Origin of the sequence: Bradyrhizobium sp. IAR9 (assembly GCF_013408065.1) — a bacterium.
Lineage (GTDB): Bacteria > Pseudomonadota > Alphaproteobacteria > Rhizobiales > Xanthobacteraceae > Bradyrhizobium.
Window position 1 is genome coordinate 71,237 of the sequence record NZ_JACBZW010000014.1, and the last position, 26,983, is coordinate 98,219.

Sequence of the window (26,983 nt, forward strand, 5' to 3'; positions counted from 1 at the left end):
TAATTGCCATGTAGTCCTCTATTGGTAATGTAAGCTGAAGGTCTCGCGGGCGCGGGTAGCGAAGACTGCTGAGGCAGTCGTTTGAAGGCGCTGGAATGCATTGCTTCGCGTGTCAGTCGGCGATCGGTCCGGGCGATAGCTGGTGCTCCAAATGCGGAGCGGCGGTCCGCGAGCGCGCTGAGCCCGACAGCGAACGGCGGTTCGTGACCATTTTGCGCGCCGACGTCGTCGATTCCACTGGACTTGTTGCCGAGCTGGAGCCGGAGGCGGCGGTGTCGCGCCTTGAACCGGCTCTCGCGGCGATGAGAGGCGCGGTGCGCCAGTTTGGCGGCATCGTCAGCAAGGAGCTCGGGGACGGGCTGGCCGCGGTGTTCGGTGCCCCGATCGCCGACGACAACCACGCGCCGCTCGCCTGCCACGCGGCCATCGAGCTCGTTCGGCGTGTTGGCAGCCTGGGCGATCCCGGCCTTCAGGTCCGGGTCGGGCTCCACTCGGGCCATGTGGTTGCCTACATGGTCGCCAGCGAATTTTCCAAGGTTTATGAGATCGGCGGGGCCGCCCAGCATCTGGCCGCGCGGCTGGAAGCGGCGGCCGAGGCGAACCAGGTCTACGTCTCTGAGGCCTGTCAGAAGCTGGCGGACGGGCATGTCCGCTTCGAATTCCTGGGTCGCAAGACGCTCCGCGGTTTCGGCGAGCCGATGCCCGTGTACCGGGTCATGGGCGCGAGCGATCTTTCGAGCTGGCGGGTCCGGCGTGCGCGCAGTGTTTCCCGATTTGTCGACCGCACGACGGAGCGGGCCTTGCTGTGGCGTGCGGCCGAAAGGGTCAGCGCCAGCCGCCAGACCGTTCTGCTCATGGGTGACGCCGGCATCGGAAAGTCGCGGCTTGCGCACGAGTTCGCGCAGGATCTTCGCGCCAGCGGCTGGCGGCTGATCGATGCCGAGTGCAGCCCGAATCTCCAGGGCGCGCCGTACAGCGCCCTCAAGCGATTGTTGCTGTCGATCTTCGACTTGGCCGCAAGGGAGCAGGTCAGGGCGGATGATCCCAGAGGGGCGTTGCCCGCCGTGCAGCAGCGAGCCATCGACGCGGTCCTGGACCTGCCGATCTCCGATCCGCAATGGGACGAACTGGAGCCGCACGCGCGCGGTCGCGCGATTTCAGATGCGAGCTGCGCGATCGTCGAGAGCATCGCCCGTCGTCAGCGCACGATCCTTCTGATCGAAGACCTGCATTGGATCGATCGGGCCAGCGATACGGTCATGGCCACTCTCTCCGCGCTGCAATGTCCCGATTTGCTCGTGCTGCTGACCACGCGGCCCAACGGGATGCCGGTGTGGATTGCGCGCTGTCACGCAGAGATCGTGGCCATGCGGCCCCTCGACGACGATTCGGGCCTGGCCATGCTCGCGGAAATGCTCGGCCCCGCCACCACCAACGCGGACCTGAAGAACCGGATCATCTCCCACACCGCAAACGTCCCGCTGTTCATCGAGGAAGTCTGCCGCAGTCTGAAGGATAGCGGCTTGCTCCTCGGTCAGTGGGGCGACCTGTCTCTTGCGCGTCCCGTGGAAGAGCTCGGCATTCCCACCAGCATTCAAGGTGTGATCGCGGCGCGGCTCGATCGCGTGTCACGACAGGAACGCTCGCTCCTGCAGATCGCCGCGGCATTTGGTCCCCGGACAAACCAGGCCCTGCTTCGGAAGATCGCGGCCTTGCCGGAAGGCGTGCTGCAGGATTGCCTCACCGCGCTCGACCGGGCCGAACTGCTCGTCAGGATCGATAGCGAGTTGGAGGACTCGCTCGAATTTCGGCACGAGATGGTCCGGCAGGTGACCTACGATTCCATGGTCGAAAAGGTGCGCGAAAGCATCCACGCCAGCATCCTCGCAGCGCTCGAGGACGACGAGGCATCGAACGACGGACCGGACGCGCTCTGCTATCACGCGACGAGGGCGAAGGATTGGCAGAAGGCGTTTCACCATGGCAGAAGCGCTGCTCGAAAATGTCTGGTGCGCTCAGCCTATGCCGACGCGGTCGACTATTTCGAGATCGCGATGGGGTCTCTCGACAAGACCCCGCTGACGCAAGCGCGAGAAGCAGACGCCATCGATCTCCGGATGGAGGCGCGCTTGGCCTTTGCCGGATCGGGGCGCGTCGCCGAAGCCCTGGATCTGGGACGCGAAGCCGAACGGCGCGCCGATGCAATCGACGACATCGGGCGCAAGATCGCGGCCATGACCGTGAGAGCAGGCGCGCAGAACTTCTACGGAACGCCGGTCGAAGCTGTCGCGATCGGGGAAGAGGTCGTGCGTCTGGCGGAAAGCTCAGGCAATCCCGGCTGGCGTAATCTCGCACAATATGGTCTTGGGCAGGCCTATTTTCTCTGCGGCCGCTATCATAGCGCCGAGAAGATGCTGGCCGCGGCACGTGCCGGTCTCGTGGGCTCGGCATCGAGTGCCCCGATTGGCACGACTCCACGATCCTTGCTCCTCCTCTGCTGCATGATGAACGGCATCACCCACACCGTCATGGGCGAGCTCGACACCGCCGAGCAGCTTCAGCAACAGGCGGCTGCGATCGCGGAGGAGACCGGACGTCCCTACGACCGCGTCGCCGCCGCCTATAGCGGCGGCTGCCTGATGCTCGGCCGGGGCGACCCGGCGGCGGCCGCCGCCATTCTCGAAGACGGGTTTGTGCTGGCGCAGAAGCACGGCATCCGCCTGTTCGTGCCGGTGCTCGCCTGCCACCTCGGCATGGCCTATCTGGAGCAGGGGCTGTTCGACCGGGCGCGCGGCCTGCTGACCGAGGCGCGCGAGGAGGCCAAGGCGGTCGGCTACACCTCGGCGGTGCTGCGCAGCTCGATCTACCTTGCGCTCGCGACCTGCCGCCTCGGCGATGTCAGGGCCTCGCAGAACATGCTGCGCGAGGCGCGCAACACCGCCCGCCAGCAGGGGTTTTCGGGCCTCGAGGCCGAGGCCCTGTTCGGCGAAGCCGTTGTGACGCCCGCCTCGAGTACCGAGAGCAGGGCGGCCATCCTTACCGCGCTGCGTGCCGCCATCGCGATCGCCTCCGAAAGCGGCGCGGGGCCGCTCCAGCGCAAGGCCGAGGCGATGCTGACCGAGGTGCTCGCCCAGGGCAGTGAGCTGATCTGACGCCGCGCCCGGCAAGGTCTGCGCCTCACCAAACCGCCGGCCCAAAATGCCGAACGAATCTCGTAGGCAGCACAAAGGGTTAGCTACTGTGCATGGGGTTGTTTTCGACATAATTGGTCGGGCGCCGCCTCCAGACGGCTGCGAGAGGCAGCCCCGCTCACCGCAGTGACGAGCCCCTTGCACCAACGCCAAGGTGGGCTACCGTTGGTGACTAGCCGCAGGGCCAGGTGACTTTTGATCTCGATTTTTTAGCATCGCATTTTGCCGGCGCCGCCATGGCGCGACGCCTACCGGATGAGGCGGGGCCATGATCACACGGGACCAGTCAGCTTTGTTGGCGCCGGTCGAGCGCGACCTCAGGCTCGATCTCTTCCGCGGCATCGGCTTGTGGATGATCTTCCTCGATCACATCCCGCACGACGTCGTGGCCTGGCTGACGCTGCGCAATTACGGCTTCAGCGATGCGGCCGAATTCTTCGTCTTCATCTCCGGCTATCTGGTCGGCTGGATCTACGGCCCGATCGTCGCCGGCGGCTGGTTTCTCGCCGCGATGAAGCGGCTGTGGCGGCGTGCGGCCGAGCTGTATGTCGCGCACATCATGCTGTTCCTGCTGTTCACCGCGCAGATCGCCCGCACCGCGCGCCGCTTCGACAATCCGATGTACCAGCATGAGTTCAACGTGTTCAACTTCCTGGCGCATCCGGACGAGCTGATCGGGCAGGCGATCGTGCTGAAATACAAGCCGGTCAATCTCGACGTGCTGCCGCTCTACATCACGCTGGTGCTCGCCTCACCTTTCATCGTCTGGTGCCTGGTGCGCCGGCCGAACCTGACGCTCGCCGCCTCGGTTGTGCTCTACGTGCTGGCGCGCTGGTTCAACTGGAACATCGCTTCCTACCCGCCCGGCACGACCTGGTACTTCAATCCGTTCTGCTGGCAGTTGATGTTCGTGTTCGCGGCCTGGTGCGGCGTCGGCCAGATCGACAAGATCGCCAGATGGGTGTGGTCGAGGGCGGCGATGGGTCTGGCCGCGGCCTGGCTGGTGTTCGCGCTGCTGATCGTGATGACCTGGCACGTCCCCGCGCTCGAGGCGCTGATCCCGAAATGGATGATCAAGGCGATCTACCCGATCGACAAGACCGACCTCGACATGCTGCGCTTCACGCATTTCCTGGCATTGGCAATCTGGGTCACCCACTTCCTCTCGCGCAAATGGCGGGCGCTGCATGGGGTCTGGCTGCGCCCCGTGATCCTCTGCGGCCAGCACTCGCTGCCGATCTTCTGTCTCGGTGTGTTCCTGTCGTTCTCGGCGCACTGGATCCTGACGCAATACACCAAGGGCGTCTGGGAGCAGTTCGCCGTCTCCATCGTCGGCATCGTCATCATGGTCGGCGCGGCCTGGCTGCTCAACCGCGCCGAGCGCGTGCCGAACCTGTTCGTGAAGGTGACGGAGGTCGAGGAGCCGGAGATGGTCGAGAGCGCGCAGGCCGCGACCGCCGGCGCGGCCCCCGCGAGCCGCTGAAGCATCGTCCGCATTTCCGGGAGAGCCCAATGTCCAAACGTTTGTTGACGATCGCCGGCACTCTCCTGTTTCTCGCCTGCGGTGCATCGGCACAGGCGCCGTCGCCGGAGGCGATGAGCGCGGCACGCAAGCTCGTCGTCACCTTGAAGATCGCCGATCAGTACCGCGCATTGCTGCCGCAGCTCCTGCTCAAGCTTCGGCCCGTGGTTGCGCAGGACAGGCCGGAGATCGAGCGCGACTACGATGCGGTGACGGCACCCGGCTCAGAGATCTATGCTCCGTTCGTAGCGTCCATGGTCGAGCAGATCGCGGCGTTCTATGCCCAGAGCTTCACGGTGGACGAGCTGCGCCAGATCGAGGCGTTCTATGCCCAGCCGGCCGGGAAGAAGTTTTTGGAGAAGTCGGATGCGCTGGCGCAGGCGAGTGCGCAAATCGGCCAGGACGTCAGCCAGAAGGCCGCCGACGAACTGAAGCAGCGCCTGATCGAGGCGCTGCGCCAGAAGGGGCACAAGCTGTAGAGCCGCGCGCTAAGCCAGGAATGCGCGGAACCGCCGCAGCGCGATCAGGAAGAAGATGCCGCCGATCACGGCGAGCGCGACCAGCTGCGGCCACACCGCCTCCAGGCCCGCGCCGCGGAACAGGATCGCCTGGGCGAGCATCACGAAATGCGTGTTGGGCGCCGCCAGCATGATGTCCTGGACGAATTGCGGCATGCTCTCCCGCGGCGTCATGCTGCCCGACAGGGTCTGCAGCGGCAGCAGGATCATGATCAGCAGCAGCCCGAACTGCGGCATCGAGCCGGCGACGGTGGCGAGGAAGATGCCCATGCTGGTGGTGGCAAACAGCTGCAGCGCGGCGCCGACGAGGAACAGCGCCAGCGAGCCGTCGATCGTCACCTCCAGCCATCCCTTGACGACGAAGGCGATCGACAGCCCAGAGGCGACCAGCACCACGGCCCCCATCGACCAGACCTTGCTCACCATGATCTCCAGCGGCGTGACCGGCATCACCAGGAGGTGCTCGATGGTGCCGTGCTCGCGCTCGCGGATCAGCGCCGCACCCGTCAGGATGATCGAGAGCATCGTGATCGACGTGATCACGTGGTCGATGGCGCCGAACCAGGATTTCTTCAGCTCCGGATTGAACCGCGCCCGCAGCGCCAGCTCGATCGGCGCGGCCTGGGCATCGCGCGTATGCGCCAAAAACTCTGCGACTTCCGCGCTGACGATCTGCTCGACATAGCCGCCGCCGTTGAACGCCTGCGAGATGCGTGTCGCATCGACGTTGAGCTGGATCGTGGGCGATTTGCGCGCCAGCAGGTCGCGTTGGAAGTCGGGCGGGATGTCGAGTGCGAAAGTGTCGAGGCCGGCGTCCATCCTCCGGTCCATCTCATATTGCGAGATCAGGCGCGGCGCGGAGAAATAGGGCGCGGTGAACGCCATCTCGATGCGGGTCGAGATCGGCGAATGGTCCTCGTCGACGACCGCGATCGCGGCGCGGTTCAACGTTTCCGGCAGCGCCTTTGCGCCGGCATAAACCGCCAGCGTGAAGGAATAGACGATGAGCACGAGCAGAGTGGGGTCACGCACCAGGCCGCGCAATTCCTTGATGCCGAGCTGGAATACGTTGTCGAAGCGCATGGTCAGCGGGCCTGTTTCTTCAGCAGCATCGCGCCGGCGATCACCAGGACAGGCACCATGACTGCGAGCGCCAGGAGATCGTTGTGGAGGGTGTCGAACGCCAGGCCCTTGGAGAAGGTGCCGCGCGAGATCGTGACGAAATAGGTGGCGGGATAGAGCCGTCCAATCAGCGCGCCGGCCCCCTGCAGCGACGACACCGGGTCGATCAGCCCGGAATACTGGATGGCCGGAATCAGCGTGATCAGCACCGTGCCGAACAGGGCCGCGATCTGGCTGTTCATGAAGGCCGAGATCACCAGCCCCATGCCGGTCGTCGCCGTGACGTAAAGCAGCGCGGCGAGCGCGTAGGTCGGAAAGCTCCCAGTGAAGGGCACGCGGAAGACGACGAGGGCAAAGCCAACCAGGAGGAGGAAGTTTCCGAACGCCAGCACGACATAGGGCAGCTGCGTGCCGAGCAGGAATTCCAGCCGCGTCACCGGCGTCACGTAGAAATTGACGATCGAGCCGAGCTCCTTCTCGCGCACGACCGCGAGCGCCGCGAGCACCGCCGGGATCATCACCAGCAGCAGCGGAATAATGCCCGGCGCCATGGCGACGACGCTGATGACATCGGGATTGTAGCGATAGCGCAGCTGGAGCTGATAGGAGCCGGCGATTGCCGCCTCGCCATAGAGCTCACGACCCTTCTGCGCGAGCCAGGTGGCGTGGATCGCCTGGGCATAGGAGCGCAGCGTTTCGGCCCTGGTCGGATTGGCGCCGTCGACCCAGGCGCCGATCTCGACATGGCGGCCGCGGCTGACGTCGCGGCCGAAGCCCGCCGGCAGCTCGATGGCGAGCCCGATCTCGCCGGCGCGCATGCGGCGGTCGAGATCGGCGTAATCGGTGATAGGGGATTTTTCGGTAAAATAGCGCGAGCCCGCGATCTGGAGGCTGTAGTCGCGGCTGATCGCGCTGTCGTCGCGGTCGAGCACGGCGAAGGTCAGGTTCTCGACGTCCATGCTGATGCCATAGCCCAGCACGAACAGCAGCAGCACGCTGCCGAGGATTGCGAGCGTGGCGCGGATCGGGTCGCGCCGCAGTTCGAGTGCCTCGCGCCGGGAATAGGCGAGCATGCGCGTCGGATTGAACGTCGCACCGCGCTTGCGCGGCGGTTCCGCTGTCGCGGCCGGTAGGGGCGATGCGATCGCAGGCTGGCCGGCCGGCTCCGCCGTATCCGCGATCGCCTCCTCCAGGCAGGCGATGAAGGCCTGCTCCAGCGTCGCGGTGCCGCGCGCGGTCACGATCGCGGCGGGGGTGTCCGACGTCAGCACCTTGCCCGCATGCATCAGCGAGACCCGGTCGCAGCGCTCGGCCTCGTTCATGAAATGGGTCGAGACGAAGATGGTGACGTTGTCCTTGCGGGAGAGCTCGGCGAGGATCTGCCAGAAGCGGTCGCGGGCGACCGGATCGACGCCGGAGGTCGGCTCGTCGAGGATGAGGATGTCGGGCGCATGGATCATGGCCACCGCCAGCGACAATCGCTGCCGCAGCCCGAGCGGCAACGCATCGGGCAGGGTGTCGGCGACGTCGGCGAGGTCGAACCGGCCGATCATCTCTTTGATGCGCGCGGCGACGGTGTCCGCCGGCAGCTCGAACAGCCGCGCATGCAGGTCGAGATTTTGCGCGACCGTGAGCTCCGAATAGAGCGAGAAGCCCTGCGACATGTAGCCGATGCGCCGCCGCACCGACATGTCGCCGGCATCGATGGTCTTGCCGAACAGCCGCGCGGTGCCTTCGCTTACGGGCAGGAGACCGGTGAGCATCTTCATGGTCGTGGTCTTGCCGCACCCGTTCGAGCCGAGGAAGCCGAAGATCTCGCCCTTCCTGATGCGGAAGCTGACGTCGTCGACGGCGACGAAGCCGTTGAACCGTCGGGTCAGGTGGTCGGCCTCGATCGCGATCTCGTCCTGGTCCTCGGCGCGCGGCGGGATGACGACATTGGTGTAGTTGCTGCGATCCGCCTCAGGCAAAAGACGAATGAAGGCGTCATCGAGCGTATCCGCTCCGGTCTGCCGCTTAAGCTCGGCAGGCGTTCCGGTCGCCAGCACGCGGCCGGCATTCATCGCGATCAGGACATCGAACTGCGCGGCCTCTTCCATGTAGGCGGTCGATACGATCACGCTCATGCCGGGCCGGCTGTCGCGGATCGAGCTGATCAATTCCCAAAACTGGCGGCGCGACAGCGGATCGACGCCGGTGGTCGGCTCGTCCAGGATCAAGAGCTCGGGATCGTGGATCAGGGCGCAGCACAGGCCGACCTTCTGCTTCATGCCGCCGGAGAGTTTTGCTGCGGGCCGGTCAGCGAAAGCCGTGAGCCCGGTGTCGCGCAGCAGGCCGGCGATCCGCCTGTGCCGCTCGGCCTTGTCGTGTCCGAACAGGCGACCGAAGAAATCGATATTCTCGAACACCGACAGCGTCGGATACAGGTTCTTACCGAGGCCCTGCGGCATGTAGGCGATGTCGGGGCACACGTTGCGGCGATGGCGCGAACTCGCCATATCGCCGCCGAGGACGTTGATACGCCCCTGCTGGATCGCGCGGGCCCCGGCGATCAGCGAGAGCAGGCTCGATTTGCCGACGCCGTCGGGGCCGATCAGTCCGACCATGCAGCCGGACGGCAGGTCGAGCGTGATGGCATCTAGCGCCCGGGCCTTGCCGTAGCTCAAGCCCACGCCTTCCAGATGCACCACGCTGCCGCGCCCGGCAGGCAGCTCGGCTGCGGCCGTCGTGCTCATCTCGTCAGCTTGATGTTGAGATTGTCAGGCCATTGCGCGGCCGGATCGAGCTGCACATACGCCATGCCGGGCAGGCCGGTCTTCACATGCTCGATGTGCTGGCGCAGCAGCTCCGGCGCGATATGCGCCTTGATGCGGAACATCAGCTTCTGGCGTTCCTCCTCGGTCTCGACGGTCTTGGGCGTGAACTGTGCGACGTCGGCGACGAAGGTGGCCTTGGCAGGGATCACGTATTGCGGGATGGCGTCGAGCACGAGGCGAACCTCGGCGCCCATCGCGACGCGCCCGGCATCGGCCGTCGGCAGGAAGAACGTCATGTAGACGTCGCCGAGATCGACCATGTTGAGGACGCGGCCGCCGGCGGCGAGCACCTCGCCGGGCTGCGACACGCGATACTGTACGCGGCCGTCGCGCGGCGCCTTCAGCACGCTGTCGTTGAGGTCGGCATTGATGCTCTCGATCGCGGCCTTCGCGGCGTCGACCGAGGCGCCGGCATCGATCACCATGGCACGGGCGGAGCTGATCGCGGCCTCGGATGCGGCGACCTGAGCGTGGGACGCGGCGAGCGCCGCCTTGGCCGTGGCGTTGGCGGAACGGTCGTCGTCCAGGACTTGCTGCGATACCGCACTGGTTCTGATCAGTTGCTCGGAACGATCGAGCTTGCGGCTCGTGGTGTCGAGCTGAGCGATGCGCTGGTCGACCACGGCCTCGGCGGCCTTGCGTTCGGCTTCACGCTGGTTCACCAGGCTCTTCGCGGTCTCGACATTGATCGTCGCGCGCTTGAGCTGCGCGTCGGCCTGGCGGCGCTGGGCCTGCAATTGCTCGGTGTCCATGCGCGCCAGAACCTGACCCGCGCGCACGAAGTCACCTTCGTTGACCAGGATCTCGCGAATCCGGCCCGGCGTCTTGGTCGCGATGTCGATCTCGACCGCCTCGATGCGGCCGTTGCCGCGGGCGAAGCCTGCCGGCAGTGTGTTGGTATCGCGGTGCTGCCAATAGTAATAGCCGCCGCCAGCAACGAGCACGGCGATCGCGGCGATGACGCGACCCGGGGTGAAGTTCATCTGTTCAAAACGCCGTGAGGCGGCGCCCACTGTTGAGACACGAACGCCCGGCCGCCGAAGGCGCGGAAGGGCGAGCCCAACATTGCAGCGAATTTTGCATCGCAACTTGATGCAGATCAGACGGCGGCGCGCTGCACCCGTGCCTCATGTTTGGGCGGCGCGCCATCGTCGCCGCTCGTCCGCACAGATTGCCCAAGCGGACGAGCGAGGCTTGCTGAACAGATGACCATCCGCGATCCAGGCCGCTTCACTTCACCAGCGGGCAACCGCCATCCTTCAGGGGCCGAAACGCCTGATCGGCGGGCACCTCGGCGAGCAGCTTGTAGTAATCCCACGGCCCCTTCGATTCCTCCGGCTTCTTCACCTGGAACAGATACATGCTGTGCACCATGCGGCCGTCCTCGCGCAGCACGCCGTTGTCGGTGAAGGCGTCCTTCACCGGCAGCTCGCGCATCTTCGCCATCACCGTCTTGGTGTCCCTGGTGCCGGCGGCCTGCACCGCCTTGAGGTAATGCAGCGTCGCGCTGTAGGTCGCCGCCTGGTTCATCGTCGGCATGCGCTTGACGCGCTCGAGGAAGCGCTTGCCGAAGGCACGGGTCTTGTCGTTGAGATCCCAGTAATAGGCCTCGGTGATGATCAGGCCTTGCGCGAGCTTCAAGCCCAGGCTGTGCACGTCGGAGATGAACATCACGATCGCCGCCAGGTTCTGGCCGCCGGCGACGATGCCGAACTCGCCGGCCTGCTTGATCGCGTTGATGGTGTCGCCGCCGCCATTGGCGAGGCCGATGATCTTGGCCTTGGAAGCCTGGGCCTGGAGCAGGAACGAGGAGAAATCGGCGGTGTTGAGCGGATGCTTGACGCTACCCAGCACCTTGCCGCCCGCGGCCTTCACGACATCGCCGGTGTCGCGCTCGACCGAATGGCCGAATACGTAGTCGGCGGTGAGGAAGAACCAGGTGTCGCCGCCGTTCTTGACGATGGCGCTGCCGACGGTGTGCGCGTTGGCATAGGTGTCGTAGGTCCAGTGCGCGGTGTAGGGCGAGCAGGATTTTCCCGTGATGTCGGAGCTGGCCGCATCCGTCACGATCATGATCTTCTCGTACTGCTTCGACAGCTCCATCACCGCGAGCGCGGTCGCCGAGGTCGGCAGGTCGATGATCATGTCGACGCCTTCGGTCTCCCACCATTTGCGGGCGATGGTGGAGGCGACGTCGGGCTTGTTGAGCACGTCGGCCGAGACCATGTCGATCGGCTTGCCGAACATCTGACCGCCGAAATCCTCGATCGCCATTTTGGTCGCCTCGACATTCCCCATGCCGCCGATGTCGGAATAGACGGAGGAGAAGTCGGAGAGCACGCCGATCTTGAGCGGCGCCTGCTGGGCCGAGGCAGGGGTGATCAGGGCAGCCGACAGCAAGCCGGCCGCAGACACGAGTGCTGCGATGGGTCTCATGGATACGTTTCCTCTTGAGCGGGGCTATTCTGTCCCTTTGTCCGACAAAGGTAGATCCGGGTTCCGGCGGAGTCAATTTCCTCCGCGGATGTTATGAATGATGTAGTTTGACGCACCTGACGTCAGTGCCTATAGTTTGTCGGACAATCGCCATTGGAGGCCGGTTTGCCCATCGCGCCGCTGTTTCGACCGATCGATGTCGCGCCGGCCTATCAGAAGGTCGCCGACGCCATCGAACGCGAGATCGTCAATGGCCGCATCAAGCCCGGCGATCCCATCGGCACCGAGCACGACCTGGTCCGCCAGTTCGGCGTCAATCGCTCGACCATTCGCGAAGGCATTCGTGTGCTGGAGGAGGGCGGGCTGATCCGGCGCGATTCCTCGCGCCGCCTGCACGCTTGCCTGCCGCGCTACAGCAAGCTCGCAAGCCGTCTCAGCCGCGCGCTGGTGCTGCATGAGGTCACCTTCCGCGAGCTCTATGAGGCCTCGATGACGCTGGAGGTCGCCAGCATCGAGGGCGCCGTGGAGCGCGCGACGGACGAGAACCTCGCCGAGCTCGACGCCAATCTGCTGCGCAGCGAGGCCGTGGTCGGCGATCCCGCGATGCTGGCCGAATGCGATGCCGAATTCCACGTGCTGGTCGCAAAAGCCTCGCAGAACCGCGTGCTCCAGCTCGCGCGCGAGCCCGCGGCGCAATTGTTCTATCCGACCACCGAGATGATCGTGACCGGTGTCGCCGAAGGCGGTCCGCGTCTCGTCGCGGCGCACCGCCATCTCATCGACGCGATCCGCGACCGCGACCGCGAGGCCGGCGTGCTTTGGACGCGCCGGCATTTGCAGGACTGGCGCCGCGGCTTCGAGAAGATTGCTTCGCTCGATCGCTCGGTCGAGCACATGTACATGGAGCACGCGCAGGCGGCCCGGCGAAGATAGCGCCGCATGATCCGGAAAAGTGTGAAGCGGTTTTCCGGCAAGATCATGCGCAAAAGAGAAGACGCAAGATCTCAAACAAGAAATCCAACAAACAAAGACATCACCCGGAGGGACACATGACCGAGACCGCAGCCACCATCGCGAAGGCCCGCGAACATTCCATCGGCGATCTCCTGCGCCGCTCGGCAGGGCGCGAACCGAACAAGCTCGCGGTGAGTTGCGGGGATGTGAGCTGGACCTTTGCCGAGATGGACGCGATCTGCAACCGGCTCGGCCGCGGTCTGCTCGGGCTCGGCGTGAAGAAGGGCGACCGCCTCGCGGTGCTGTCGCGCAATTCGCACGCCTTCGCCGCGCTGCGCTTCGCAGTGGCGCGGATTGGCGCGGTTCTGGTGCCGATCAACTTCATGCTCAATCCGGACGAGATCAATTTCATCCTGAAGAGCTCCGGCGCAAAGTTGCTCGCGACCGGTCCCGATTTCGTCGAGCCGGCGAAGGCCGCCAGCGCGAAAGACTGTGCGGTCGAAAAAATGATCTGGCTGCCGGGCGAGGATCCCGCGTCGGCGCCGGCGGGCCTCACCACCTTAGACGATCTGCTTCATTCCGAAGGCTCATTCCTGGAAGCCTCGGTCGATAGCCGCGATCTCGCGCAGATCGTCTACACCTCAGGCACCGAATCGCTGCCCAAGGGCGCGATGCTGACCCATGAAGCCGTGATGTGGCAGTATGTCAGCTGCATCATCGATGGCGGCATGAGCGTGGACGACAAGTTCCTGCACGCGCTGCCGCTCTATCACTGCGCCCAGCTCGACGTCTTCCTGGGGCCGCAAGTCTATCTCGGTGCCTCCGGCGTCATCACGGGCAAGCCGACCGCCGACAACATCCTGGCGCTGATCCAGGCCCACAAGATCACCTCCTTCTTCGCGCCGCCAACGATCTGGATCGCGATGCTGCGCTCGCCGAATTTCGACAAGTCGGACCTGTCGTCCCTGGAGAAGGGCTATTACGGCGCCTCGATCATGCCGGTGGAAGTTTTGCTCGAGCTTCAGCGCCGCCTGCCCGCCGTAAAATTCTGGAACTTCTACGGCCAGACCGAGATCGCGCCGCTCGCGACCGTGCTGCGGCCGGAGGACCAGCTGCGCAAGGCAGGCTCGGCGGGCAAGCCGGTGCTCAATGTCGAGACGCGCGTCGTCAACACGTCGATGGAAGACGTTGAGGTCGGCGAGGTCGGCGAGATCGTGCACCGTTCGCCGCATCTGTTGTCCGGCTATTACAACGATCCCGTGAAGACTGCGGCAGCGTTTGCCGGCGGCTGGTTTCACTCCGGCGACCTCGCCACCGTCGACGAAGAGGGCCACATCACCGTGGTCGACCGCGTCAAGGACATGATCAAGACCGGCGGCGAGAATGTCGCCAGCCGCGAGGTCGAGGAGATGGTGTATCGTATCCCGGCGGTTTCCGAGGTCGCCGTGGTCGGCCTGCCCGATCCGCGCTGGATCGAGGCGGTCACCGCCATCGTCGTGGTCAAGAGCGGCGAAAAGCTGGACGAGGACACCGTCATCAAGCACTGCGCCGGCCAGATGGCGCATTTCAAGGTGCCCAAGCGCGTTATCTTCGTGGATGCCTTGCCGAAGAATCCGAGCGGCAAGCTGCTCAAGCGCGAGCTGCGCCAGCGCTTCGTCGGTGGCGAGACGCTCGACAAGGCGATCCAGAAGAATTTTGGCGCGTAAGGCCGGGCGGCTATTGGCTGCGTCGTGATCGAGTTCGCTAGCCGGCGTCGCCGGCCAACTTTCTGACGTCGTCGGGCGTCTGTCCGAAGCGGCGGCGGAATGCGCGATGGAAGTAGGATACGTCGTGGAAGCCCGCGAGATGCGCGATCTCGATGATCTTGCGCATGCGCATGGCGGGATTTCGCAGCAGGCGTTCGGCGCGCAGCAAACGCTGCTCCAGCACGAAGCCGCTATAGGTGATGCCGGCCTGCTCGAACAGCAGCTGGATCGTGCGCGGGCTGACCCGGTGCGCGGCTGAAAGCAGGGTGAGCGACAGTGCAGGGCTGTCGAGCTGCGCCAGGATGTCGGACTTGAGGGTTTCGAGACGCGCTGCCGCCAGGCCGCGCATGCGAGCCTGCTCGGCGACATCGCCGCGCGCTCCGATCATCAGCACCGAAAGATCGAACAGGTGCTGCGAGACCGCGTCCAGCTCGGCGGGGCCGAGCTTGTCGGCATACTCATGCGCGAGATCATAATAGCGCAGGAACATCGAGGTGATCGGATTGGCGCCGGGGATTGAGCTTGCAATCAAATCCTCGGCATTCGGGCACGCGCGCAGCAGCGCCTTGCGGGGCAGCAGTGCGGTCTGGAAATTGCCGTGCTCGATCTGGGTGATGCATGCGCCCTTGATCGAGGGGTCGCCGATGGTGACGTCGCCCGCGGCGATCTCCAGCGGGCGCCTTCCCATGGCCCCGGACAGCGCCGAATTGGGCGACATCGTAATGATCAATTCGTCGTTCGTGCCCAATGACACGAAAGACATTGGCGTGCCGAAAGAGGCCGAGAGCCTGACACGAGGAAGAATTGCCGGCGCTATGGTCCGGTGGACACGCCCGTCGCCGACCGGCACGAAATCGACGTTGGCCACCTGACGGCAAAACTGCTCGCGCCATCTTTCATAGGCCGGGCCATTCGGGTCGCCATCGAATGAGAGTTGTGGCTGGATCATCGATCGGAAGGGCAGGTTTGTTGGCGGTTTACGGCAGGTTGTATCGTCAGGCCGGTGCGCCGCAACGGCAAAAGCGGCCGATTGCGTGATAAGCCACTCGCAATGGCGCGCAGAGACCGCGACCAGGTGCCGCAGTCCCCGTGTGCGTGGAGTGCAAAAGCACTTTGCGCCGTGGCGTTCGGGTGGCGGTGAGCTTCAGTACTTCTTCACTGCCGCCCCGAACGCCAGCCACAGCACCATTGAGGCGAGGCCGAAGCCGCCGAGCAGCAGGAAGGTCGGCCCGTAGCCGATCCATTGCGCGATCCAGCCGCCGAGCGCCGGACTGAGGCTGGCGCCGATGCCCTGCACGGTAATCACGGCGCCCTGGCCGAGATTGATGCGACCGCTGCCGTTCAGCGCGCGCGCGACCATGCCGGGGACGGCAACCGTCTGCAGGCCGGTGCCGATACCGTCGAGCACCTGCATCGGTATGACGCCCCACCATCCCGTCACGAAGAAGGCCAGCACGCCGCGGATGGGCAAGAACATGAAGGAGACCAGGATCACCGGCCAGTAGTTGCGCTTGCTCGCGGCCTTCATCGCGATCAGCGACGTCACGATCATGACGCCTTGCGCGATCACCACGGTGGTCGCGACGAAGCTCGGGCCGTTGGCCTGTCCCTCGGCCACCGCCGCAAGTCCGTAGAGCGGAACGATGGCGGCATTGCCGAGATGGAAAAGGGCGAGCGCAAGTGCCAACACGAGCAGCGGCTTGTGCTTGAGCAGCATCGTCATCGCATCCGGCGGAGCCTTGGAGTCGTCTTCCTTGCTGCCGCGTGCGGCACGGTCGTCGATCGCCTTGGCGGGGATCATCATCACACAGGCGATCGCGATGGCGCCGAACACGGCCGCCAGCACGAACACGGCGACATAGCCGAACCTGTAGCCGAGATAGCCAGACAATGCCGCGCCGACCATGTTGCCGGCGTGGTTGAACGCCTGGTTGCGGCCGTTCAGCGCGTTGAATCCCTTCTGCTTGGCGATGCCGAGCGTAATGCCTGTTACCGCCGGTACGATGGCGGCGCTGGCCAGCGATTGCGCGACTTGCGAGAACGTCACCGCCCAGAAGTTTTGCGAGATCAGGATGATGGCGGAGGCGAGAACGACGCAGATGCCGGGAATGACGACCCATAGCCGTTTGTTGCGGCTGGAATCGATGAAGCCGCCGATCGGAGTCGTGACCAGCATGCCCGCGACATTGCCGATCGTCATCGCGGTGCCGATCAGCCCGGTCGCCCAGCCGCGCTCCTGGAGGAAGACCCCGACGAACGGCCCAATGCCCGACTGCATGTCGGCCATGAAGAAGTTGAGCGCGAACAGAGGCCAGATACGGGACGAGGAGGGAGGCCGCGATGTCATCGATACCCAAACATGCTCTTCGTGTGTCGCGATCCTCTTGACCAAGCCTTCCGGCGTGGACCTGAACGTAACGGGCGCTCGCCGCGTTGGTTCCAGTCTGTCCTTGCGCTCATCGATCTTGCCGAAAGCGCGGTCGCAATGTCATCCTGCGATCTTCCCACGGAGCTCTGGTCATGCCTCTCTGGACCTGCGAAACCTGCGGTGCGCAATTCCCGAACGGCGGAAATCCGCCCGCCTCCTGCGTGATCTGCGAGGACGAGCGGCAGTTCGTGAACTGGAAAGGGCAGACCTTTCTCACGCGCGAGGAGCTCGCACGGGGGCACCGACTGGTGGGACGCGACGATCTTGGCCTCACCGGGATCGCCCTGGAGCCGAGCTTCGCCATCGGACAGCGCGCGCTGCTGGTGCCTCAGGGCGACGGCTGCGTGATGTGGGATTGCATTCCGCTTGCAACCGATGAGGCCATCGAATACGTCGCAGCGCTCGGCGGACTGAAGGCGATCGCGATCTCGCATCCGCATTACTACGGCGCGGTCGCCGACTGGAGCGATACCTTTGGCGGCGTGCCGGTCTATCTGCATGCCGACGATCGCGCTTTCGTCACGCGGCCGCATCCCTCGATCGTGCACTGGACCGGCGAGAGCCACCGCATCTCAGACGATGTGCTGCTGCTACGCACCGGCGGTCATTTCGCCGGCGCCACCATGCTGCATTGGCAACGCGGTGCCGAGGGCAGGGGCGCGCTGCTCACCGGCGACATCGCCCAGGTGACGATGGACCGCCGCTTCGTCAGCTTCATGTATTCCTACCCCAACTACATGCCGCTCAACGCCGCCGCGGTGCGGCGGATCGCGGCCGCTGTCGAGCCGCTTGCCTTCGATCGCATCTATGGCGCCTGGTGGGGCCGCAACATCGCTGGCGGCGCCAAGGCCGCCTTCGCGGCGTCGGTGGAGCGCTACATCGCGGCCATCGGCTGAGCCGGCGAGCGGATCTGATTTATCTTGCCGGCCTCGAATAACTGTACTATAAGTACAGTTATAAAATCTGCTGCCATGACGCAGCTGCGAGCCCGGCATGATCGATGCATCGTGGAAGCTGCGGCGCTGTGCGGCCGCGTAAACGGAGTTCGGTTCATGACGGCGCACTACGAGATCTTCGAGGCTGGCGACGTTGTCCTCCAGTCCGGGACCGTTTTTCCTTCGCTGAAGCTTGCCTACAAGACCTATGGCACGCTGAGCGCTGCAAAGGACAACGTCATCCTCTATCCGACCTCGTTCAGCGCGCAGCATTTTGACACCGAGTGGCTGATCGGGCCCGACGGCGTGCTCGATCCCACGCGCTACTTCATCATCATCCCGAACCTCTTCGGCAACGGCCTGTCGTCCTCGCCGTCGAATAGCGCAGCGCCGTTCCCCGCGGTGACCTATCACGATGCGATTGCGGTCCAGCATCGGCTGCTCGCCGAGCGCTTCGGCATTTCAAAGCTGGCCCTCGTCTATGGGTGGTCGATGGGCGGCATGCAGGCCTATCACTGGGCGGCGCTGCAGCCTGATATGGTCGAGCGTGCAGCCGTCGTCTGCGGCAGTGCCCGCTGCGCGCCCTATAATTACGTTTTCCTGGAAAGCGTGACGGCCGCGCTCACCGCAGATCCCGCCTTCCGTGACGGCCGCTTCGCCGAGAAACCCGTCGCCGGCTATCGCGCCATGGGGCGGGTCTATGCCGGCTGGGCGATGTCGCACGGCTTCTATCGTGACGAGCTCTGGCGCGAGGCCGGCTTCACCTCGCTGGAAGATTATCTCGTCCGCGTCTGGGACGCGACGTTCGCCCGGCGCGACGCCAATGATCTCTTGGCGCAGGTCGGCATCTGGCAGCGGGGCGACATCAGCCGCTGTGAGGCATTCGGCGGCGATCTCAATCGCGCACTGGCGGCGATCAAGGCGCACATGCTGCTGATGCCGGGCGCGACCGACCGCTATTTCGATGTCCGCGACAACGAGGATGAGCTCGGCCGGCTGGTCAACGCGAAATCGGCCGTGCTGCATCCAATCCCGTCGCTGCATGGCCATCGCGCCGGCAATCCCGTCGGTAATCCGCGCGACCAGGCTTTTCTCAAGGCCGAGGTCGCGGCGCTTCTCGGCAAGTAGGGCAGGCATTTTGATCATGACCGATGCGACCGTTTCAGAGTCCGGCCACCGCCTGAAGCCGCTGACGCCGGCCCTGCTGCGCGAATTGTCGGTCCGCTCCAATCTCAGAGGCGCGGCGCAGAGCCTTGGCCATTACGGCGTGATCATGCTGGTGGGTGCGCTGATCTGGAAGATCTCGTCGACGTGGGGCGTGCTCTGGGCGCTGCCGCTGATGGCGGTGCAGGGCTACGTTGTCGCCTTCCTGTTCATGGCGGTGCACGAGACCGCGCACAAGACCGCGTTCAAAAGCCGCAGCCTCAACCTCGTCGTCGGTTATCTCTCGGCCTTCCTCATCGGATTGCCTTACGAATATTACTGCCTGTTTCACTGGGACCATCACCGCTACACCCAGGATCCGGACAAGGATCCCGAGCTGATCGTCGGCGTGAAACCGACATCCGACACGCAGCTCGCGCTCGCCTATAGCGGCCTGCTCCAGGTCGCCGGTCGTCTCCGGCTGATGCTTGGCCATGCGGTCACCGGAAAGGTCACCGTGCCCTGGATCCCCGAAAACAAGCGTGCCGTCATCGTGAGAGAGGCGCGTGCCTATGTCGCGGTCTATGTCCTGCTGCTCGCGCACTCGCTGTGGTTCTCGTCAGCGCTGCTGCTCTGGGTCTGGCTCGTCCCGCTCGTCATCGGGCAGTTGTTCCTGCGGCCCTATCTCTATGCCGAGCACACCGGCTGCGAGCGCACGCGCAGCGCTTTTCAGAACAGCCGCACCACCTATACCGCCGCGGTGGTCAAATGGTTCGCGTGGAACATGCCCTACCATGTCGAGCACCACGCCTATCCCTCGATACCGTTTCACGCGCTGCCGAAGCTGAACGAGATCGTCGACGGCGACATCGTTCATCGCGGCCGCGGCTACATCCAGACGACGCGCGAAACCTGGGCCTGGTTTCGCCGGCAGCGGCAGGCCGGCTAACTCAACGCAAAAGCTCCGGTCGCGGCGCGACCGGAGCTTTGTCCAAGGCGGGATATCAATAGATCCCGTAGGCACAGACATTCACGATGCGGACGCGCATGCCGTGACGGGTCTGAACGAGGCGCTCCTGGTAGCAGTTGCTGACGCCGGTGTTGACGTAGACGCCGCCGAAGCCCCAGCCCGGACCCCAGCCATGACCCCAATGGTGATGGTGGAAACCGCCAGCCGAGGCGGCGGTGGGCGCGAGAGCGGCAACGCCGAGCGAACCGGCGGCGATCAGACCGAGAGCAAGCTTACGAAACATCTTCATTCTCCAGTGTGGCGCTAAGGCCGTTGTTGTGTCCCTGCATCTCGGTCGGGCCGAGACGCGAATGCGTTCACCCGGGAGGAGGAGAATCGTGTTTCAGGAGTGTTTCGTGGGCTGCGGCGAAATATGCCGGCATTATGTTTTCCGCGCCGCGCGATAGCGCGCGGCCATCGCCTGCGTCAACTCCGCCATCTTGTCGCGGAGGTCGGCGGGCTCCAGCACCTCGGCCTCGGGGCCGAGCCGCAACAATTCGGCCGCGGCGTGCCAGGACGTCTTGCCGACAGGCACGCGCGCAATGCGCCAGCCGTCTGCATCGCTGGTCTCTTCAATCTCCGTACGCGCCTTGATGTAGGGCTGGCTCAGCGCATCGAGCAGCTTGACGCCGAACGGCGACAACCGGACGATCGCGACATTGGGATGCATCTCGGCCTCGAGACGCAGCGTCGCGGCCTGCCAATAGGCGGCGAGATCGAAATCGGCCGGCCGATCGAAGCCGTCGTCGAGCGCTGTGCAGTCGAGCACGCGCGCGACGCGATAGGTGCGCACGCTGGCGTCGACCTGGCCGGCGAAATACCAGCTCCCGCCCTTCAGCACGAGACCTAGCGGCGCGAGGCGACGCTGCTTTTCCGCGCGCCAGCTCTGGTAGCGGATCTTGATCAGTGTCCCGCGCAGCACGGCGCCGGCAATCGTGCGCAGATGCTTCGGCTCTTCGGCCTCGCCGAACCAGCCCGGCGCGTCCAGATGAAAGCGTTCCTGCATCCGGCTGGCGTCCTGGCGCAGATGGACGGGCAGCGCCGCCATCAGCTTGTTCTGCGCGGCGATCATTGCCGCATCCAGCCCCAGCGCCGCCGCCGGGCCCGGCAAGCCCGCCAGGAACAGCGTCTCGGCCTCGCTCTGCGACAGGCCGTTCAGCCGCACGCGATAGCCGTCGAGCAGCCGATAGCCGCCCTCCGCGCCACGGTCGGCGTAAACGGGAACGCCTGATGCCGCGAGCGCGTCGATGTCGCGATAGATCGTGCGGACCGAGACCTCGCAGGCCTCCGCGAGCTCGGGCGCGGTGACTTGCCCCCTGGCCTGGAGGGTGGTGAGGATCGACAACATTCGGCTCGCGCGCATGATTGCTTAAACCATACCTGACACAGGATGTCAGGTATGGCCCGCTACAAGCTGCGCCACCGCCCGCTGGCCCGATGGAGACCTGCCATGACCGATCCGAACCGCATCACGCTGTATTACTCGCCGCAAAGCCGCGCCACCGGCACGCGGGTGCTGCTGGAGGAGCTGGGTGCCCCCTACGATCTGCACGTGCTCAACATGAAGGCCGGCGAGCAGCGTCAACCCGCCTATCTCGCCATCAACCCGCTCGGCAAGGTCCCGGCGATCCGCCACGGCGATGCCCTGGTGACCGAGCAGGTCGCGATCACCATCCATCTCGCCGATCTCTTCCCGCAGGCCGGTTTGACGCCCGCGCTGAACGATCCGCTGCGCGGTCCTTATCTGCGCTGGATCGCCTATTACGGCTCATCTTTCGAGCCGGCGCTGATCGACAAGTTCATGCAGCGCGAGCCGGCGCCGATCACGCAGTCGCCCTATGCCGACTACGACACCATGTTAGGTGCGCTCGAAGCGCAGCTGTCGAAGGGGCCCTATTTGCTTGGCGAGCGGATGACGGCTGCCGACGTGTTGTGGGGCGTGGCGTTCAGCTGGACCATGATGTTCGGCATCGTGCCGAAGAAGGACGTCTTCGTCCGCTATGCCGAGCGCATGACCGCGCGGCCTGCGTTCCAGCGCATCAATGCGGCGGACGACGAGATGGCGGCGCTGCATGCGAAGGCGGTTGGAGGCTGAGCAAGCGCCTCAATCTCCACTGTCGTCCCGGGGCGCGCGTAGCGCGAACCCGGGACCCATAACCACAGGGAGATATTTTGCGAAGACCCGGAGTGATCAGCTTTGCTCCATAACCACTCCCTGTGGTTATGGCTCCCGGATCTGCGCTTCGCTTGTCCGGGACGACAGTTGCGCTTGCCGCGCGCTCGTACTCCCTGACCAATCCCCTCAAAACCTCGGCGCTCGCTTCTCCGCGAACGCCTTGATGCCTTCCTTGATCTCGTCGCCGCGCATGCTGTCGCGGTGGCGCTGGTCGGCGGCGCGGTCATCGAGCTCGCCGCGGGCGAATTCGTTGATCGCACGCTTCATGCCGCGCATCGCCTGCGGCGCGTTGCCGGCGAGGATTCCGGCGAGCTTGTCGACCTCCTCGTCGAGGAATTCCACCGGTACCATCGCGGTGAGATAGCCGATGCGCAGCATCTCCGGCGCGCTGATCTTCTGCGCCGTCAGGAACAGCTTCTTCGCGTTGTCGACGCCAAGCCGGGTGACGTAGCGTTTGATGCCGCTCCTGTAATAATGCAGCCCGAGCCGCGCTGCCGGCATGAACATCTCGGCGGTGTCGACGCCGATGCGGAAATCGCAGGCGAGCGCGAGGTCGGTCGAGCCGCCATAGACGCCGCCGTTGAGCCGGCAGATCGTCGGCACGCCCAGATCCTCCAGCCGGTTGACGACCAGCTCAAATGCAGAGCCCGCGCTCTGCTGCTCGTTGGCGCTGACGGCGCGCTCGGCGACCGAATTGAGGTCATAGCCTGCCGAGAAGGCGCGTCCGGTGCCGGTCAGCACCAGCACACGGATGGCTGGATCGGCTTCGACCAGATCGAACAGTCTGACGAGCTCGTCGAGGTCCTCGGCCTGGAGCCGGTTGAGATGCTTCGGCCGATTGAGGCGGATGGTGGCGCGGGCGCCGTCGCGTTCGAGCACGGGGCCGGTGGCTGCGTCGGTGATGTCCGACATCTTGTCTCCTTTTATCTGTTTTCGAGTGCGCGCCGTTTCGCCTCGGCGTCAATGGTCTCGGCGAGATCTGGATGTCGTGCCATCAGCACGCGGAAGTCGACGAGGTCGAGCACCAGAAGCCGCGACACTTTCGTGGTCGAGACGTTGGCGCCGCGCATGTTGTTGCCGAGCAGCGCCATCTCGCCGAAGAAGGCGCCTTCGCCGAGCTGCACCTTCTTGCCGGGCAGCTCGACCTCGACCTCGCCGGCGGCGATGAAATACATGCAGTCACCCTGCGCGCCCTTGCGGATGATCATGGTGCGCGCCGGCAGCTCCATGGTCCGCAGCATGTGGGTGACGTCGGCAATCGCGGCGGGGCCGAGCGCCGCGAAGAACGGTACCTTGCTGACGGATTCCCAGGTCTTGAGGAAATTGTCGCGCCGCGTCTCGGCGGCAAATCCGGTCGCCAAAATACCGGTCCAGAGGCCGAACACGCCGAGGCCGGAGATCATCACCGCGGCCGCCACGATGCGCCCGAGCGGCGTAACCGGTACGACGTCGCCGTAGCCGGTGGTCGTGAGTGTGACGACGGCCCACCACAGCGCGGCGGGGACGCTGCCAAAAGTCTGCGGCTGCACGTCCCGCTCCAGGAAATATTCGGCGACGGAGGCAAGGAAGACCACCATCAGGAAGATCACGAGCACGCTGAGCAGCGGGCCCGATTCCAGCACCAGCACGCGGCGAAGCTGCCGAAGACCGGGGATGCCGGGGACCACCTTCAACACCCAGAGCACGCTGAGCAGCCAGGCCGTCTTCGGCTCGGCACCGAGGAGAAGCGCGACCGGCACCGCCAGCGCCCCGATCGCGTCGACCAGCCCGGCGGAGGAGGACATGTACAGCGAGAGCCGCCCCTGCTGCGTCATGTGGCGCAGCCGCACCAGCCATTCGAACACGAAATAGGCGAGGCAGGTCCAGAGCAGGGTGTTGATCCAGCCATGCGCCTCCTGGGCGCGCTTGTCCGACAGCAGGACCATGCTGAGCACGCCGACGGTCACAGCCACATAGGCCGCCTTGGTCATGTTGCGGCCGGCCGTGGCGGCCGCGAACTGGGCCAGAGCGGAAATCAGCGGCTTGGACATGCGGGCAGGCGGCTCGGTCTTGAGACAAGTCCTCGGGTCCCGGCGGGACGCCGGCGTCAAAGTGCCCGCCTGGGCGGGGGCCGTCAACGACAGGCAGGCGGCGTGATCGGCGCTGCTGCGCCGGGCGGCCGGTCCGTGCCGCCATCGTTGGCGGAATGCCTTACCTGAAATGCGGCGGCTCGTCGTAGCCACGGCGGCTGCTGAAGAACAGCAGCACCATCAACCCGACGCCGACAATGACGGAAAACCCTGCGCCCAGTGCCAGCGCCACATAGCCTTCCGTCGGGATCGGCTCACCTTCGACCGCCATTGCGGAATAGGCAAAGTAGCCGGCCGCCGCCAGCATTCCCAGAAGGAGGATGATGAGGAGTGCACGCATGCTGCGGTCTCCGGTTGTAGTCGCGAACCAACGGTTGCAGGTGGGCTGGGTTCCAGACGGCCGGCCGTCACGATCTCCCTCTTGTGCCCCGCAGCGCAGCACCGAGTGATGCGCTGCAGAGCCGGGGCCCATCCAGCAGCGCAAGCTGCGGTTCCTGGGTCCCGGCTCGGCGCCGCAACGCCTTCGGCATTGCGGCTTGTCCGGGACAAGAGATTGATGGGCGGCCCAATCGGGCGGCCGTCAGGCACTCTGGGCGGTCTTCACCACCACGACATTGCTGTCGTCGTGCTGGGCAGGGCCGCCGTCCTGCACCGTCTTCTCGGTTTCGCCGGCATGGCGTTTCAGATAGTCGCGACGCATGCCGATCTCGTCGCGGACGAATTCGTAGCCGAGCTTGAAGGTGTCGAGGCCGTCGGTGCTGATCGTGCCGTCTCTGAGCCCGATGACCGCCCCGCGTAAAATGCCCTCCAGTTCGTCCTGGAGACATTCGAGCTGATCCAGAGAGTGGGCGTGCTCGATCCGCTCGCCGATGTCGAGGATGGCGGTGGAGAGCTCGCTGGCCTTCTCCGGCGCAATCCGGGTGATCTTGGCGTAGATCGCCGCGAAGATCGAGCCGATGACGCTGAGCGCGGCGGCGCCCAGATACATCAAGTCGCTGTACTTATCCATGAACGACTTGGTGTCGTCATTGATGTAATCGGCCGCCCCTTGGTGCGCCATCACAAAGGCGTCCTTCTCAACGGAGGCCGGCTCGATCCTGCTGGCAAAGCCGTTGTCGAGCCCGAGCGCGGACTTGTTCTCGTAGATGGTGCGCGCCAGCTCGCCCGCCGTGGATGGCGACATCCTGGATTGCGCGACCAGCAGCCATTCGAGCCCGACCGTGTCGAGATCGTCATCGGGAATTTGCGGCGACGTCGACAGCGTGCCCGCCGTCAGCGTCTCGCTGGAAATGCCCGGGAGCTTGCGCGACAGCGCCTTGGCCTCGTCGATCGCGTTGAGCGTGAAGCCGCCGCGCTTCGCGACCTGCTCATAGGCCTTGTCGCGCACTGCCCTGGAGGCATGAACGATGGCGATCACCGCGCCAAAGCCGTTTGACGGCGCGAACAGCTTGTCGAGCGTCGTGCCCTGCGGCGCCATCTGGATCTTGGCCGCGTCCGGACCGTCGGGGATATCGAGGATGCTGCGGACGAAGGCGAGGGAGGATTCGTTCTCGGCGAGAACGGCGACCTTCTTTTTCCTCAGCTCGGCGATCGACTTGATCTTCTTGTTGCCGGGACCGAGCAGAAGCACGAGATCGTGCTCGAGGATCGCGAGCGTGCGCGCCCGCAGTGGCACCTTGGCGTCGGTGCGCAGCACGACCAGATCGGCCTGCTTGCGGTCGAACTGCGCGAGCGCCTTGGCATTGTCTGCGTTGTTGACGATCTTGATCCGGAAGCGCGAGGCGTTGGTCTTCAGAACGGCAGCAAGCTTGGCCGCGAACAGCGCCTCGTCGCTGTTGGGAGCGCCGACGGCAAAGGTCAGCGTCTCCGAATTGTGCAGCATGGCACGGCCGCCCCAGACGGTGGCGAGCGACAGCAGCAGGGTCAGCACGACGTAGAGGAAGACCTGTTGCTGATTGGTCTTGATCACCTTCGGGCGCCGCGGCGGCGGCTCGATCGGGGATGTGGTGGGGCCTTCAGTACTCATGGCAGCACTCTGGCCTTATTCCCGGGTCATGGGCGGCTCGCGGACGTGATCGCGGCGGGCGCCCTGCAATTCCTAAACATCTGAAAAAAGAACGATATTCTGAACGGACAATGATAACGCGCCGGGACCGGAAAGCAAATTTCGAGCCGAGGGTAACCTTACTCGACGTGGCCGCGGCGAAAGGTCATCCTATCACCAGTTAGCCACACTTGGCGATTTTCCGGTTCCCCCCGGCTGCATTCCGCCGCGGGAGATGTCATAAATCGAAGGTCCCGGCGATTTGACCGGTCCAAGAAGAAGTTGCGCTGAACGCTCCAATTTTTCTTGTCACCTCAATGAGGGCGTCGGCTTTGTCGTTTCCACCCATGTCATCGGCGGTTCCGGTCGAAGCGCTCATTGGCTGGATGCTGCTGCTCACCTTCAAGCACATCATCGCCGATTTCGTTCTTCAGACCGCCTGGATGGCGCACGGCAAGGACCAGAAGCACGGCTGGGCCCTGCCGCTGCTGGTGCATTGCCTGATTCACCTTGCGGTTGCGCTACCGTTGATAATGATCGTCGCGCCGAAATTCTGGTTCGTCGCCTTCATCGACTTCGTGATCCACATCACCATCGACCGCGCCAAGGGGTTCGTCTCGGCCAATTTCGGCGTCGACCTTGCACATCCCTGGTTCTGGACCCTGATCGGCGTCGACCAGGCGCTGCACCATCTCACCGGCTTCGGCCTGTCCATCTTCATGGCGGCGAACTGAGGGCTGGAGGCCCTCTGAGTGGGCAAGCCTTCATCGGCACTAAAGGTCGTCATGCCCCGGCTTGTCCCGGGCATCCACGTTCTTCCTGCGTCTTGGCCGTTCGTGGATGGCTGGGACAAGCCCGGCCATGACGCCGTGGAG

General features: G+C 64.9%; 22 protein-coding genes. 10 read left to right on the forward strand and 12 right to left on the reverse strand.

Annotated elements, in window-relative coordinates:
- Nucleotides 1–95 precede the first annotated feature (95 nt).
- The 3 genes from GGD67_RS30140 (at nt 96) to GGD67_RS30150 (ending at nt 5,192) form a co-directional block, all read left to right on the forward strand.
- Nucleotides 96–3,152: an AAA family ATPase gene (locus GGD67_RS30140; RefSeq protein WP_179737962.1), complete on the forward strand. Its 3,057-nt coding sequence runs from the start codon at nt 96–98 to the stop codon at nt 3,150–3,152.
- Nucleotides 3,153–3,459: 307 nt separating this feature from the next.
- A complete protein-coding gene (locus GGD67_RS30145; RefSeq protein WP_179737964.1) occupies nt 3,460–4,674 on the forward strand; it encodes an OpgC domain-containing protein in 1,215 nt (404 codons plus the stop codon).
- A 29-nt stretch (nt 4,675–4,703) separates the two neighbouring features.
- On the forward strand, nt 4,704–5,192 hold the full coding sequence (locus tag GGD67_RS30150; protein ID WP_018321400.1) for a DUF2059 domain-containing protein: 489 nt from the start codon (nt 4,704–4,706) through the stop codon (nt 5,190–5,192).
- 9 nt (nt 5,193–5,201) lie between these two features.
- Here the strand turns inward: GGD67_RS30150 and GGD67_RS30155 are convergent, their stop codons facing one another.
- The 4 genes from GGD67_RS30155 to GGD67_RS30170 form a co-directional block, all read right to left on the reverse strand.
- Nucleotides 5,202–6,314: an ABC transporter permease gene (locus GGD67_RS30155; protein WP_018321401.1), complete on the reverse strand. Its 1,113-nt coding sequence runs from the start codon at nt 6,312–6,314 to the stop codon at nt 5,202–5,204.
- 2 nt (nt 6,315–6,316) lie between these two features.
- Nucleotides 6,317–9,088, reverse strand: coding sequence for a ribosome-associated ATPase/putative transporter RbbA (rbbA, locus tag GGD67_RS30160; protein WP_179737966.1), 2,772 nt, complete (start codon nt 9,086–9,088; stop codon nt 6,317–6,319).
- Nucleotides 9,085–10,152 carry an HlyD family secretion protein gene (locus tag GGD67_RS30165; protein ID WP_179737968.1) on the reverse strand — a complete coding sequence of 356 codons (1,068 nt, stop codon included), beginning with the start codon at nt 10,150–10,152 and terminating at the stop codon, nt 9,085–9,087. The genes rbbA and GGD67_RS30165 overlap by 4 nt, the downstream gene beginning before the upstream one ends.
- Nucleotides 10,153–10,399: 247 nt before the next feature.
- Nucleotides 10,400–11,605 carry an ABC transporter substrate-binding protein gene (locus GGD67_RS30170; RefSeq protein WP_091955879.1) on the reverse strand — a complete coding sequence of 402 codons (1,206 nt, stop codon included), beginning with the start codon at nt 11,603–11,605 and terminating at the stop codon, nt 10,400–10,402.
- Nucleotides 11,606–11,770: 165 nt separating this feature from the next.
- Between GGD67_RS30170 and GGD67_RS30175 the strand changes: the two genes are divergently transcribed.
- Nucleotides 11,771–12,538, forward strand: coding sequence for a FadR/GntR family transcriptional regulator (locus GGD67_RS30175; protein ID WP_049815037.1), 768 nt, complete (start codon nt 11,771–11,773; stop codon nt 12,536–12,538).
- Nucleotides 12,539–12,654: 116 nt separating this feature from the next.
- Nucleotides 12,655–14,265 (forward strand): acyl-CoA synthetase, encoded by a 1,611-nt coding sequence (locus GGD67_RS30180; protein WP_179737970.1) that lies wholly within the window; start codon nt 12,655–12,657, stop codon nt 14,263–14,265.
- Nucleotides 14,266–14,302: 37 nt separating this feature from the next.
- On the opposite strand, the gene GGD67_RS30185 is transcribed toward GGD67_RS30180, so the two are convergent.
- Both GGD67_RS30185 and GGD67_RS30190 read right to left on the reverse strand, forming a co-directional pair.
- Nucleotides 14,303–15,022: an AraC family transcriptional regulator gene (locus GGD67_RS30185; RefSeq protein WP_246790882.1), complete on the reverse strand. Its 720-nt coding sequence runs from the start codon at nt 15,020–15,022 to the stop codon at nt 14,303–14,305.
- Between the two features lie 426 nt (nt 15,023–15,448).
- Nucleotides 15,449–16,651, reverse strand: coding sequence for an MFS transporter (locus GGD67_RS30190; protein ID WP_179737974.1), 1,203 nt, complete (start codon nt 16,649–16,651; stop codon nt 15,449–15,451).
- A 173-nt stretch (nt 16,652–16,824) separates the two neighbouring features.
- Here GGD67_RS30190 and GGD67_RS30195 point away from each other — a divergent pair, with 173 nt between their 5' ends.
- From GGD67_RS30195 to GGD67_RS30205, 3 genes are all read left to right on the forward strand, one after another.
- Nucleotides 16,825–17,628 (forward strand): hypothetical protein, encoded by an 804-nt coding sequence (locus GGD67_RS30195; protein WP_018321409.1) that lies wholly within the window; start codon nt 16,825–16,827, stop codon nt 17,626–17,628.
- Nucleotides 17,629–17,784: 156 nt separating this feature from the next.
- The gene (locus GGD67_RS30200) at nt 17,785–18,795 is read left to right on the forward strand and encodes an alpha/beta fold hydrolase (RefSeq protein WP_179737976.1); all 1,011 of its coding nucleotides are present in this window, start codon (nt 17,785–17,787) and stop codon (nt 18,793–18,795) included.
- 16 nt (nt 18,796–18,811) lie between these two features.
- Nucleotides 18,812–19,759 carry a fatty acid desaturase gene (locus GGD67_RS30205; RefSeq protein ID WP_179737978.1) on the forward strand — a complete coding sequence of 316 codons (948 nt, stop codon included), beginning with the start codon at nt 18,812–18,814 and terminating at the stop codon, nt 19,757–19,759.
- Nucleotides 19,760–19,814: 55 nt separating this feature from the next.
- On the opposite strand, the gene GGD67_RS30210 is transcribed toward GGD67_RS30205, so the two are convergent.
- The gene (locus GGD67_RS30210; RefSeq protein ID WP_026202545.1) at nt 19,815–20,063 is read right to left on the reverse strand and encodes a hypothetical protein; all 249 of its coding nucleotides are present in this window, start codon (nt 20,061–20,063) and stop codon (nt 19,815–19,817) included.
- A gap of 138 nt (nt 20,064–20,201) precedes the next feature.
- A complete protein-coding gene (locus GGD67_RS30215; RefSeq protein WP_179737980.1) occupies nt 20,202–21,182 on the reverse strand; it encodes a YafY family protein in 981 nt (326 codons plus the stop codon).
- Nucleotides 21,183–21,269: 87 nt separating this feature from the next.
- Between GGD67_RS30215 and GGD67_RS30220 the strand changes: the two genes are divergently transcribed.
- Nucleotides 21,270–21,914: a glutathione S-transferase family protein gene (locus tag GGD67_RS30220; protein ID WP_026202547.1), complete on the forward strand. Its 645-nt coding sequence runs from the start codon at nt 21,270–21,272 to the stop codon at nt 21,912–21,914.
- Between the two features lie 207 nt (nt 21,915–22,121).
- On the opposite strand, the gene GGD67_RS30225 is transcribed toward GGD67_RS30220, so the two are convergent.
- The 4 genes from GGD67_RS30225 to GGD67_RS30240 form a co-directional block, all read right to left on the reverse strand.
- A complete protein-coding gene (locus GGD67_RS30225) occupies nt 22,122–22,907 on the reverse strand; it encodes an enoyl-CoA hydratase/isomerase family protein (RefSeq protein ID WP_179737982.1) in 786 nt (261 codons plus the stop codon).
- 11 nt (nt 22,908–22,918) lie between these two features.
- Nucleotides 22,919–24,025 (reverse strand): cyclic nucleotide-gated ion channel, encoded by a 1,107-nt coding sequence (locus GGD67_RS30230; protein ID WP_018321416.1) that lies wholly within the window; start codon nt 24,023–24,025, stop codon nt 22,919–22,921.
- A gap of 160 nt (nt 24,026–24,185) precedes the next feature.
- Nucleotides 24,186–24,404, reverse strand: a complete 219-nt coding sequence (locus GGD67_RS30235; RefSeq protein WP_018321417.1) for a hypothetical protein — start codon at nt 24,402–24,404, stop codon at nt 24,186–24,188.
- Nucleotides 24,405–24,644: 240 nt separating this feature from the next.
- Complete coding sequence (locus GGD67_RS30240) at nt 24,645–26,090, reverse strand: TAXI family TRAP transporter solute-binding subunit (protein WP_179737984.1); 1,446 nt, start codon at nt 26,088–26,090, stop codon at nt 24,645–24,647.
- A gap of 404 nt (nt 26,091–26,494) precedes the next feature.
- Between GGD67_RS30240 and GGD67_RS30245 the strand changes: the two genes are divergently transcribed.
- A complete protein-coding gene (locus GGD67_RS30245) occupies nt 26,495–26,842 on the forward strand; it encodes a DUF3307 domain-containing protein (protein ID WP_049815038.1) in 348 nt (115 codons plus the stop codon).
- Nucleotides 26,843–26,983 lie beyond the last annotated feature (141 nt).